Genomic DNA, 10,783 nt, shown 5'->3' on the forward strand with positions numbered 1-10,783 from the left:
GGACGGCGGAAGGGGTGGGGGACTACTTCAGGTCCAGGATGGGCCAGTTGTACGCGCGCGCGAGCGAGCGCAGCCGCAGGTCCGGGTTCACCGCGGTGGGCCGTCCCACCACGGCGAGCATGGCGTAGTCGGAGGCGCTGTCCGAGTAGCCGTGGCACTGGTTGAGGGCCAGGCCCTCGCGCTCGCAGTAGGCGCGGATGGCGTTGGCCTTGTTGGCGCCTTCGATGATGGGCGGAATCACCTTGCCGGTGGCCTTGCCGCCCACGAACTGCATCTTGTTGGCGATGACGTCGTCGCAGCCCAGGTGCCGGGCCAGCGGGCGCATGGTGAAGTCCAGGGCACCGGTGACGAGCACGATGCGGCAGCCGGCACGACGCGCCTCGTCGATGAGGTCCTGCGTCTGCTCGTACAGCGCGGGCTTGAGGACGTCCTCGAACATGTCCTCCGCGATGGTGACCAGGCGGTCCTCGCTGAGGCCCGAGTAGTACCGGTAGAAGAACTCGTTGAAGGCCTTGCGGTTGACGGCATCCAGGATGCCGAACACCGGCAGACCCAGGGCGGTGCCCAGGGTGCGGCCCGCGATGCCCCGGAGCGAGCCCCGGTTCGTCGCGTAGTAGGCGTAGACGTGGACGATGTTCGTCCGGACCAGCGTCCCGTCGACGTCGAAGAAGGCGGCTTTGGCGGGCACTTTGGGGGGCATGGGCGGTCGGGCTTCCTCCCATCCTGGGGGGGGTCCGGTCAACGACAGTGGAAGGGCCGGCGTGGGCGGCCGGCCCTTTGGGGACATGGGGCTATAACCAGCCCTGCGCGCGATACCATTCACCACTGCGAGTGATGGACTCCGCCAGCCCCCGGCGCGGCCGGAAGCCCAGCAGGCGCTCGGCCTTGGCCCCAGAACACGTCCAGGCCGGGGCCAAGAGCTGCCGCGCCAGCTTCCGGTTCAGGGGGAGCTTCCTGCCCGTCAGCCGCGTCACCCCGTCCGCCGCCGTGGCCAGGGCCGTCAGCACCGCCGGGGACAGCCGCCAGGTGCGCGTCTTGAAGCCCAGCGCCTTCGCCCCCAGGTCCTGCATCTCCTCCAGGGTCAGCCGCTCCGGGCCCGCGCAGAAGAACGCCTGGCCCAGGGCCTCCGGCTTCTCCGCCAACACGAGCAGCAGGTCCACCACGTCCTCCACGTCCACCAGCGACAGCGGCCGGGGGCCTCCGGACAGCTCCAGCCGGATGCCCTGCTTGCCCAGCTTGAAGAACGTCAGGTTTTCCCTGTCCCCGGGCCCCAGGATGCGCGGCGGGCGGATCACCGTCACGGGCAGCCGGTCCCCGAAGGAGAACGCGATGCGCTCCGCCTCCGCCTTGCTCTCCCCGTAGAACTCATGGGGATGGAAGGCGTCCTCCTCCACATGGGGGCGCTCCGGGGTGGAGGGGCCGTGGGAGGCGAGCGAGCCGCACATCACCAGCCGGGGACGGGGCTCCGGCAGGGCGGCCATGGCCTCGCAGACAAGGCGGGTGCCTTCGGCGTTGACGCGCATGAACTCGTCGCGCTGCGCGGCGCGGCGGATGCCGGCCAGGTGGAAGACGACGTCCACGCCCTTCACCGCATGGGCCAGCGAGGCGGGGTCCGTCACGTCGCCCACATGCCGCGTCCAGGGGTGGCCCTCCAGGGCCTTCTCCAGCTCCCGGGTGTCCGTGGTGGGGCGCAACAGGCATGAAACCCGGTCGCCGCGGGAGGCCAGCGCGCGTGCGAGCCAGGTCCCCAGGAAGCCGCCGGCGCCAGTGATGAGGGCATTCATGGGTGCTGTTTCATCCGAAAAGCCACATCCCGTCCACCGCCGAAATGGGCGGGGGTCTGCCCGAGTGAGCGCGCGCTCCGGATGCCGACTTTCCGCCTCCGGACGCGTCGCGAAGCACAATCCCCGAGGGGAAACGGGCTCCGGAGCCGGTTTCTGGGCCCCCGGACGCGCCGCGAGGGTTCCGTTCCCGAGGGAAGAATGCGCTGCGGGGCCGAGTTCTAGCCTCCGAATCCATTGCTCCGAGGGGGCCCAGAGGGAAAAAGCGCGCGATGGACGCTGTTTTTCGCTCTAGGCCGTGCTACTACGCGCCATCGGCTCTAGCTTGAAGATGCAAGCACGCCGTGCAACGTCCCCTTCGGAGGGGAGGAGACACAAGACGAATGGCCGCCAAGAAAGCCGCTGCGAAGAAGTCTGCCCCTGCTGCCGCGAAGAAGGCCCCTGCCGCCAAGAAGGCCGCGGGCCGTAAGCCCAACGCTGCGTTCATGAAGGAGATGACGCCCTCCGCTGAGCTGGCGGCGATCGTCGGTTCCAAGGCGCTGCCCCGCACCGCGGTGGTCAGCAAGATCTGGGACTACATCAAGAAGAACAACCTCCAGGACGCGAAGAACAAGCGCCAGATCAACGCCGACGACAAGCTGAAGCCCATCTTCGGCGGCAAGAAGAACGTCACCATGTTCGAGATGACCGCGCTGGTGAACAAGCACCTGAGCTGAACGGTGCAGGGCCCGTCGGGGCCGTCGCCGGTCGCCCGAAGGACCCTGGGGGCTCGTCACGCATCGCGCGCGACGGGCCCTCCGCTTTTTCCCCCTCTGACAGGGCGGCCGTGCGGAGCGTTGAAAAGGGGGCGAAGGCGCATCTGCCCGCTGGCGGACGCGCCGCGTCGGGCCTACCTCTGGGGCCCATGTTCCACGACGGTCTTGAGGCAGGGGAGCGCGCCGCGCGGCAGGCGGACGCGGATGGCACGCACACGACGGTGGAAGCCCAGGCGGACGCCCTGTTCGACCAGGTGCGACGCGAGCTGCAATCGCGCCGCGTCACGCCGCTGTCCACCTACCGGATGCAGCTGCACCAGGGCTTCACCTTCAACCATGCGAAGGCGCTGGTGCCGTACCTGGCCCGGCTGGGCGTGAGCGACTTCTACGCGTCGCCCTACCTCAAGGCCACGCCCGGCAGCACCCACGGCTACGACTGCGTGGACCACCAGCGGCTCAACCCGGAGGTGGGCACGGCGGAGGAGCACGCGGCGCTCTGTGACGCCCTGCGCGAGCACGGCCTGGGGCAGGTGCTGGACGTGGTGCCCAACCACATGGGCATCGAGCGGGACAACCGGCTGTGGCTGGACGTGCTGGAGAACGGCCCGTCGTCCGTCTACGCGAAGTTCTTCGACGTGGACTGGCGGCCGGTGAAGGACGAGCTGGCGGACAAGGTGCTGCTGCCCATCCTGGGGGACCAGTACGGCATCGTGCTGGAGCGTGGTGAGCTGAAGCTGTCCTACGAGTCCGGCGCCTTCTACCTGCACTACTACGACCACCGGCTGCCGGTGGCGCCGCGCCAGTACGCGAGCATCCTCAAGCACGGCCTGGAGCGGCTGCAGAAGCAGCTGGGCCCGGAGTCGCCGCACCTGGTGGAGCTGCTCTCCATCATGACGGCCCTGGACCACCTGCCGCCGCGCACGGAGGTGGAGCCGGCGAAGGTGATTGAGCGCCACCGCGAGAAGGAGGTCATCAAGCGCCGGCTGGGCGCGGTGGTGGCGGACAGCCCGGAGCTCATGGCGTACGTGGAGGAGAACGTCCGGGTGTTCAACGGCACGCCCGGCAACGTGCGCTCCTTCGACCTCTTGGACAACCTGCTGCAGCACTGCAGCTACCGGCTGGCGCACTGGCGCGTGGCGGGCGAGGAGATCAACTACCGCCGCTTCTTCGACATCAACGGCCTGGCCGCCATCCGCGTGGAGGACCCGGACGTCTTCCAGGAGGCGCACCAGCTCATCTTCGACTGGCTGCGCGAGGACCGCGTCACGGGCATCCGCATCGACCATCCGGACGGCCTCTTCGACCCCACGGCCTACTTCCTGAACCTGCAGGAGCGCTTCTTCCTGGAGCGCGCGCGCGCCCGCTTCAACGCGGGCAAGAAGGACGGGGACGACGCGCGGTGGGCGGAGGTGGAGACGCTGTTGCGCGCGAAGTGGCGCAGCGAGGTGATGGACACGCCGGACAGCCCGCTGCGCCGGGCGCTGTTCGTGGCGGTGGAGAAGATCCAGGGCGGCCGCGAGCGCATCCCGGACGCGTGGGCGGTGCACGGCACCACCGGCTACCGCTTCGCCAACGCGGTGAGCGGCCTGTTCGTGCACCCGGCCGCGGAGGCGCACCTGACGGAGACGTACGAGCGCTTCGCGGGCGGCACGCAGGACTTCGCGGAGCTGGTGTACCAGAAGAAGCTGCTCATCATGCGCGTGAGCATGGCCAGTGAGATCAACGTGCTGGCGCACGAGCTCAACCGCATCTCGGAGATGAACCGCCGCACGCGCGACTTCACGCTCAACAGCCTGAGGCGCGCGCTGGTGGAGTTCATCGCGCTGTTCCCCGTCTACCGCACCTACGTGGACGGCTGGCGCGCGGAGCTGGACGTGCGCGACGTGCAGTACATCGAGTGGACCCTCCAGCGCGCCAAGGAGCGCAACACCACCACCAACGCCTCCATCTTCGACTTCCTGCGCGACATCCTGCTGGGCCGCTACCCGGACCACGTGGGGGACGACGAGAAGGCGGTGATGCTGCGCTTCGCGATGAAGCTCCAGCAGGTGACGGGCCCCGTCATGGCCAAGGGCCTGGAGGACACCGTCTTCTACATCTACAACCGGCTGGTGAGCCTCAACGAGGTGGGCGGCGAGCCGGAGCACTTCGGCATGCGCTCCACCATGTTCCACCTGCGCAACCAGGAGCGCGCGGAGCGCTGGCCGGCGAGCATGCTCACCTCCAGCACCCACGACACCAAGCGCAGCGAGGACGTGCGCGCGCGCATCAACGTCCTCACGGAGCTGCCGGAGGTCTGGCGGGAGAAGGCGCGCGCCTGGGCGGACCTGACGCAGCCCTTCGTCAGCCACCTGCCCTCCGGCCCCGCGCCGTCGTCCAACGACGTCTACCTCTTCTTCCAGACGGTGGTGGGCGCGTGGCCCATGGGCGAAGCGGTGCCCGCCGCAGAGCTCAAGGAGTTCCACCGCCGCGTGCGCGAGTACATGGGCAAGGCCATCAAGGAAGCCAAGGTCCGCACGTCGTGGACCAACCCGGACGGCTCCTACGACGACGCGGTGGCGCGCTTCGTGGACGCGTGCTTCGACCCGGCGAAGAGCCAGGCCTTCCTGGACGACGTGAAGGCGTTCAAGCGCCGCATCGAGCGCGCGGGCCAGCACAACGCTCTGGGGCAGCTGTTGCTCAAGCTGGCCTCGCCCGGCGTGGTGGACACGTACCAGGGCTGCGAGCTGTGGGATTTGTCGCTGGTGGACCCGGACAACCGCCGGCCGGTGGACTACGCCCTGCGCGAGCGGCTGCTCACGGCGCTGGACGACGCGGCGGCGAAGGACCGGCAGGCGCTGTGCGCCAGGCTGTCCGGGGACATGGACGACGGGCAGGTGAAGCTCTTCGTCCTGGCCCAGGCGCTGCGGCTGCGCCAGAAGTACGCGGACCTCTTCCGCGCCGGCGGGTACGAGGCGCTGGAGCTGTCCGGGCCGCGCTCGCCCGCGGCGGTGGGCTTCGCGCGCACGCACGGTGACAGCGTGCTCATCGCCTGCGCGCCGCGTTACACCCTGGAGGCGCTGGAGTCCGGGGGGCTTTCGCAAGCGTACGACGGTACGTTCCTGAACCTTCCGGAGGCATATGCGGGCATGATGTTCCGCAATGTCTTCACCGGGAACACCGTCCGTCCCCAGCAGGGGCCGGGCGGCGTGGGGCTGGCCCTGGGGCCGCTCCTCGCCCAGTTCCCGGTGGTGCTGCTGGAGAGGAGCACTGGATGAGAAGGGCCGAGGTGCTTCCAGGGAAGCCGTTTCCCTTGGGCGCCACGTACGACGGGAACGGCGTGAACTTCGCCGTGTTCAGCGAGCACGCGAAGAAGGTGGAGGTCTGTCTCTTCGACCCCGCCGACCCCAGGAAGGAGACGCGCCGCTTCCCGTTGCTGGAGACCTCGAACCACGTCTGGCACGGCTACATGCCAGGCGTGCACGCCGGCTGCCTCTACGGCCTGCGGGTTCACGGTCCGTATGAACCGAAGAAGGGCCTGCGCTTCAACCCGCACAAGCTCCTGGTGGACCCCTACGCCCGCGCGCTGCACGGCCAGGTGGACCACAAGGCCCCCATCCACGCCTACGTGCACGGGGGCAAGGAGGAGGACCTGGTGATGGACACGCAGGACGACGCCTGGGGCGTGCCCAAGGCGGTCATCCTGTCGGACGGGTTCGACTGGGAGGGCGACAAGCGGCCGGAGATTCCCTGGAACAAGACGGTCCTCTACGAGCTGCACGTGAAGGGCTTCACGAAGCTCCACCCGCGCGTGCCGGAGCACCTGCGCGGCACGTACGCGGGCCTGGCGCACCCGGCCTCCATCGAACACCTGAAGAAGGTGGGCGTGACGAGCGTGGAGCTGCTCCCCATCCACGCCTTCGTGGACGAGCCGTTCCTCACCCAGAAGGGGCGCTCCAACTACTGGGGCTACAACACGCTGGGCTTCTTCGCTCCGGACGCGCGCTACAGCGCGTCGGGCTCGCTGGGCGAGCAGGTGGCGGAGTTCAAGGGGATGGTGAAGCTGCTGCACCGCGCGGGCATCGAGGTGATTCTCGACGTGGTCTACAACCACACCTGCGAGGGCAACCACCTGGGGCCCACGCTGTCCTTCAAGGGGCTGGACGCCGGCGCGTACTACCGGCTCAGTGAGAAGGACCCGCGCTACTTCATGGACTTCACCGGGTGCGGCAACTCGTGGAACGCCACGCACCCGTACGCGCTGAAGCTCATCGCGGACTCGCTGCGCTACTGGGTGGAGGAGATGCACGTCGACGGCTTCCGCTTCGACCTGGCGACGACGCTGGGACGGGACAGGCACGGCTACGACACCCGCGCGGCCTTCTTCCAGATCCTCCACCAGGACCCGGTGCTCTCCCGCGTGAAGCTCATCGCGGAGCCCTGGGACGTGGGGGACTACGGCTACCAGGTGGGCAATTTCCCGGTGCTGTGGAGCGAGTGGAACGGCAAGTACCGCGACACCATGCGCCGCTACTGGAAGGGCGACGACCGGCAGGCGGCGGAGATTGGCTCGCGGCTCACCGGCAGCTCGGATTTGTTCGCGCTGTCCGGCCGCAAGCCCACGGCGAGCGTGAACTTCGTCACCGCGCATGACGGCTTCACGCTGCACGACCTGGTGACGTACAGCCAGAAGCACAACGAGGCCAACGGCGAGGAGAACCGCGACGGCGCCAACGACAACCACGCCTGGAACTGCGGCGTGGAGGGGGAGACGAACGACCCCAAGGTGAACGCGCTGCGCGAGCAGCAGAAGCGCAACTTCCTGGCGTCCCTCTTCCTGTCGCAGGGCATGCCCATGCTCGTCGCGGGGGATGAGATGGGCCGCACGCAGAAGGGCAACAACAACGCCTACTGCCAGGACAACGAGCTGTCGTGGGTGAACTGGGAGCTCAACGAGAAGCAGCGCCAGCTGCTGGACTTCACCTCCCGCATCATCAAGCTGCGGCGCGAGCAGCCGGTGCTGTCCAAGCGCCGCTTCTTCCGCGGCGCCCACATCTGGGACAGCGAGCTGAAGGACCTGGCGTGGTTCCGGCCGGACGGCAAGGAGATGAAGCGCGAGGACTGGGAGAAGCCCTACGTGCGCTCCCTGGCCTTCCTGCTGGGCGGGGACGCCATCGCCACGCCGGACGACGAGGGGCACCGCATCGTGGGGGACACGTTGCTGGTGCTGCTCAACGCGCACCATGAGCCCATCACCTTCATGCTGCCCGCGCTGGAGTGGGGCGCGGACTGGGAGCTGGTGGTGGACACGGCGGCCACCGGGGAGTCCCTGCGCACGCACACCCCGGCGGGTGGAAAGGTGCAGGCCGCGGGGCGGTCCCTGGCCGTCTTGAGGCGCCCGGCGACGGAATGGGAGTAGCCGGCCAGGCCCGTCCCGGGGTAGGCAGCGGACCCGATGATTCATTCGCTCTGGCCCTGGGTGGGCTTCAACGTCTTCGTCCTGGCGATGCTCGCCCTGGACCTGGGGCTGTTCCACCGCAAGGAGCACGCGGTGTCGCCGAAGGAGGCGACGCTGTGGACGCTCGTGTGGGTGAGCATCAGCCTCGCGTTCTGCGGAGGGGTGTACCACTACGGCGGCCAGGCCCCGGCGCTGGAGTGGCTGACGGCGTACGTCGTGGAGTACGCGCTGTCCGTCGACAACCTCTTCGTCTTCCTGATGGTGTTCGGCTACTTCCGGGTGCCGCCGGCGCACCAGCACCGGGTGCTCTTCTGGGGCATCCTGGGCGCGTTCGTGATGCGCGCGGTGCTGATCGTGGCGGGCACGGCGCTGGTGGCCCGCTTCGAGTGGCTCATCTTCCTGTTCGGCGCGTTCCTCGTCTACACGGCCTCCAAGATGCTCTGGGCCAAGGAGGACGAGGACGTGGACCCGGAGGCGGGCTTCATCGTGAAGATGTCCCGGCGCCTGTTGCCGGTGGCGCGTCAGGGCGAGGGCAGCCGCTTCTTCGTCCATGAGGACGGCCGGCGCAAGGTGACGCCGCTGTTCATCGTGCTGATGGTGGTGGAGGCCACGGACCTGCTCTTCGCCATGGACTCCATCCCGGCGGTGCTGGGCATCAGCAAGGACCCGTTCATCATCTACACGTCCAACGTCTGCGCCATCCTGGGCCTGCGCTCGCTCTTCTTCGTCGTCTCCAGCCTGATGGAGAAGTTCCACCTGCTGAAGGTCGCGCTGGGCGTCATCCTGGCCTTCGTGGGCGTGAAGATGCTCATCGAGCACTGGTTCAAGATCCCCATCGGCATCTCGCTGGCGGTGATTGGCGGCTGCCTCCTGGTGGCCATCCTGGCGTCGCTGGTGTTCCCCAAGCCCCCGGAGGCGGAGAAGGCCCCGGAGACGCCGGAGCGGGAGCAGGAGCGCGGCTGAAGGCCGCGGGCCGGGGCTCGGAGGCCCTTGCGTTTCGCTTGCATCGGGCGGGAGTCGCTGCCAAGTCTCCCGCCATGTCCACCGCCACCACCGACGGCATCCGCGTCACCGTGGAGCCGACCTTCTGGCCGGAGCGCAGCACGCCCGAGTCCGGGCAGTTCGCCTTCATGTACAAGGTGGTGCTCCTCAACGAGGGCACCGTCCCCGCGCAGCTGCGGGCGCGGCATTGGGTCATCACCGACGCCCAGGGGCACGTGGACGAGGTGAAGGGCGAGGGCGTGGTCGGCCGTCAGCCGCACCTCAAGCCCGGCGAGCGCTTCGAGTACACGAGCTGGGCGATGCTCAAGACGCCCTTTGGCACCATGCGCGGCAGCTACGAGATGGAGCGCCCGGACGGCACGCGCTTCGAGGCGCGCATCGCCGAGTTCGCGCTCACGCTGCCGCACGCGCTGCACTGACACGTCACCCAGGGCCTTCGCGCATGCCTGTGCCGACCACGAAGCGGGGACTGCTGCTCGTCAACCTGGGGACGCCGGACGCGCCCGAGTCCGGGCCAGTGCGCCGCTACCTGCGCGAGTTCCTCAACGACCCGCGCGTCATCGACATCCACCCGGTGGGGCGCTGGTTCCTCTTGAACCTCTTCATCCTCCCGTTCCGCCCCGCGAAGAGCGCGGAGGCGTACCGCAAGGTGTGGATGAAGGAGGGCTCGCCGCTGCTCGTGTACAGCCGCGCGCTGGAGGCGCGGGTGGCGGAGCGGCTGGTGGACGACTACGAGGTGGAGCTGGCCATGCGCTACGGCAACCCGTCGCTGCCGGACGCCATCGCGCGGCTCAAGGCGAAGGGCGTGTCGGAGTTCACGGTGCTGCCGCTGTACCCGCACGAGGCCGCGTCCTCCACGGCGTCGTCGCTGGCGCGCACGTATGAGGTGCTGGCGCAGGGCTGGGACGTCCCCAGCGTGCGCGCGGTGCCGGCGTTCTGGGACGACGCGGGCTTTTTGGACGCGTTCGCGGCGGTGGCCCGGCCGGTGATTGCCGACACGCGCGCGGACCACGTGCTGTTCAGCTTCCACGGGCTGCCGGAGCGCCACATGCGCAAGAGCGACCCGACGGGGCAGCACTGCCTGGCGTCCCAGGGCTGCTGCGACGCCATCACGGACGCGAACCGGCACTGCTACCGGGCGCAGAGCTTCGCGACGGCGCGGATGCTGGCCCAGCGGCTGGGGCTTCCGGAGGGCGGCTACACGGTGTCCTTCCAGTCGCGGCTGGGGCGCACGCCGTGGGTGAAGCCCTACACGGACCTGGTGCTGCCGGAGCTGGCGGCGAAGGGCGTGAAGCGGCTGGCGGTGATGTGCCCGGCCTTCGTGGCGGACTGCCTGGAGACGCTGGAGGAGATTGGCCTGCGCGCGAAGGAGCAGTTCGTGGAGGCGGGCGGCGAGTCGCTGACGCTGGTGCCGTCCCTCAACGCCCACCCGGAGTGGGTGGACGCCGTGGTGCGGATGGTGCGCGCTTCGGACGGCCCTGCGCCTACGGCGCGGGCGGGGTCGCGGTAGGCGTCGGCGCTGCCGCCGGTGCCTGCTGGGGGGCGCTGACGGGCGTGAGGCGGGCCTGGTAGGTGCCCGCGGGCAGGTTCACGGCGGGCTTCGCGGGGCCGTTGAGGGAGGTGGACAGGGTGCCCTCCCAGGAGCGCCACTGGCCGGCCTTCACCAGGAACTCGCCCTTGCCGGTGACCTTCACGGTGGCGCCCAGCTCGGTGCCTTCCGCCTGGGCGGCAGGGGCGGGGGCGTCCGCCAGCTCGTCGACGATTTCCGTGGCGCTCTCATGGCCCGCCACGTGCGGGCCCTTCTTGCC

Annotated in this window: 8 protein-coding genes and 1 pseudogene; 6 read left to right on the plus strand and 3 right to left on the minus strand. The window is 69.2% G+C overall.

Annotation, left to right across the window (positions count from 1 at the left end; translation table 11 throughout):
* Positions 1-22: 22 nt before the first annotated feature.
* Both D7X55_RS27185 and D7X55_RS27190 read right to left on the minus strand, forming a co-directional pair.
* On the minus strand, positions 23-688 hold the full coding sequence (locus D7X55_RS27185; RefSeq protein ID WP_120527701.1) for an HAD family phosphatase: 666 nt from the start codon (positions 686-688) through the stop codon (positions 23-25).
* 103 nt (positions 689-791) lie between these two features.
* Positions 792-1,784 carry an NAD(P)-dependent oxidoreductase gene (locus D7X55_RS27190; RefSeq protein WP_120550766.1) on the minus strand — a complete coding sequence of 331 codons (993 nt, stop codon included), beginning with the start codon at positions 1,782-1,784 and terminating at the stop codon, positions 792-794.
* Between the two features lie 380 nt (positions 1,785-2,164).
* On the opposite strand from D7X55_RS27190, the gene D7X55_RS27195 reads away from it, so the two are divergent.
* The 6 genes from D7X55_RS27195 to hemH all read left to right on the plus strand — a co-directional run bounded on the left by D7X55_RS27195 (position 2,165) and on the right by hemH (position 10,485).
* Positions 2,165-2,497, plus strand: a complete 333-nt coding sequence (locus D7X55_RS27195; protein WP_014394388.1) for an SWIB/MDM2 domain-containing protein — start codon at positions 2,165-2,167, stop codon at positions 2,495-2,497.
* 188 nt (positions 2,498-2,685) lie between these two features.
* Entirely contained in the window at positions 2,686-5,793 is a 3,108-nt protein-coding gene (gene treY, locus D7X55_RS27200; protein ID WP_199747157.1) for a malto-oligosyltrehalose synthase, read from the plus strand.
* Positions 5,790-7,934 carry a glycogen debranching protein GlgX gene (gene glgX / locus D7X55_RS27205; RefSeq protein ID WP_121724581.1) on the plus strand — a complete coding sequence of 715 codons (2,145 nt, stop codon included), beginning with the start codon at positions 5,790-5,792 and terminating at the stop codon, positions 7,932-7,934. Before treY ends, glgX begins: the two co-directional genes overlap by 4 nt.
* A gap of 36 nt (positions 7,935-7,970) precedes the next feature.
* A complete protein-coding gene (locus D7X55_RS27210; protein WP_120550768.1) occupies positions 7,971-8,936 on the plus strand; it encodes a TerC family protein in 966 nt (321 codons plus the stop codon).
* Between the two features lie 74 nt (positions 8,937-9,010).
* Positions 9,011-9,394 carry a Co2+/Mg2+ efflux protein ApaG gene (gene apaG / locus D7X55_RS27215; protein ID WP_120550769.1) on the plus strand — a complete coding sequence of 128 codons (384 nt, stop codon included), beginning with the start codon at positions 9,011-9,013 and terminating at the stop codon, positions 9,392-9,394.
* A gap of 23 nt (positions 9,395-9,417) precedes the next feature.
* A complete protein-coding gene (hemH, locus tag D7X55_RS27220; RefSeq protein WP_121724582.1) occupies positions 9,418-10,485 on the plus strand; it encodes a ferrochelatase in 1,068 nt (355 codons plus the stop codon).
* Here the strand turns inward: hemH and D7X55_RS27225 are convergent.
* Positions 10,460-10,783, minus strand: a pseudogene (locus tag D7X55_RS27225) (hypothetical protein); the annotation flags it as partial. The gene hemH and the pseudogene D7X55_RS27225 overlap by 26 nt on opposite strands.

Source organism: Corallococcus sp. AB049A, from assembly GCF_003668885.1.
GTDB lineage: Bacteria > Myxococcota > Myxococcia > Myxococcales > Myxococcaceae > Corallococcus > Corallococcus interemptor.

What these genes read in the sequence shown, in the direction of transcription:
- treY (WP_199747157.1), top strand. Translation starts at nt 2,686, where the DNA reads ATGTTCCACGACGGTCTTGAGGCAGGGGAGCGCGCCGCGCGGCAGGCG.
- D7X55_RS27210 (WP_120550768.1), top strand. Translation starts at nt 7,971, where the DNA reads ATGATTCATTCGCTCTGGCCCTGGGTGGGCTTCAACGTCTTCGTCCTG.
- glgX (WP_121724581.1), top strand. Translation starts at nt 5,790, where the DNA reads ATGAGAAGGGCCGAGGTGCTTCCAGGGAAGCCGTTTCCCTTGGGCGCC.
- D7X55_RS27195 (WP_014394388.1), top strand. Translation starts at nt 2,165, where the DNA reads ATGGCCGCCAAGAAAGCCGCTGCGAAGAAGTCTGCCCCTGCTGCCGCG.
- D7X55_RS27190 (WP_120550766.1), bottom strand. Translation starts at nt 1,784, where the DNA reads ATGAATGCCCTCATCACTGGCGCCGGCGGCTTCCTGGGGACCTGGCTC.
- apaG (WP_120550769.1), top strand. Translation starts at nt 9,011, where the DNA reads ATGTCCACCGCCACCACCGACGGCATCCGCGTCACCGTGGAGCCGACC.
- hemH (WP_121724582.1), top strand. Translation starts at nt 9,418, where the DNA reads ATGCCTGTGCCGACCACGAAGCGGGGACTGCTGCTCGTCAACCTGGGG.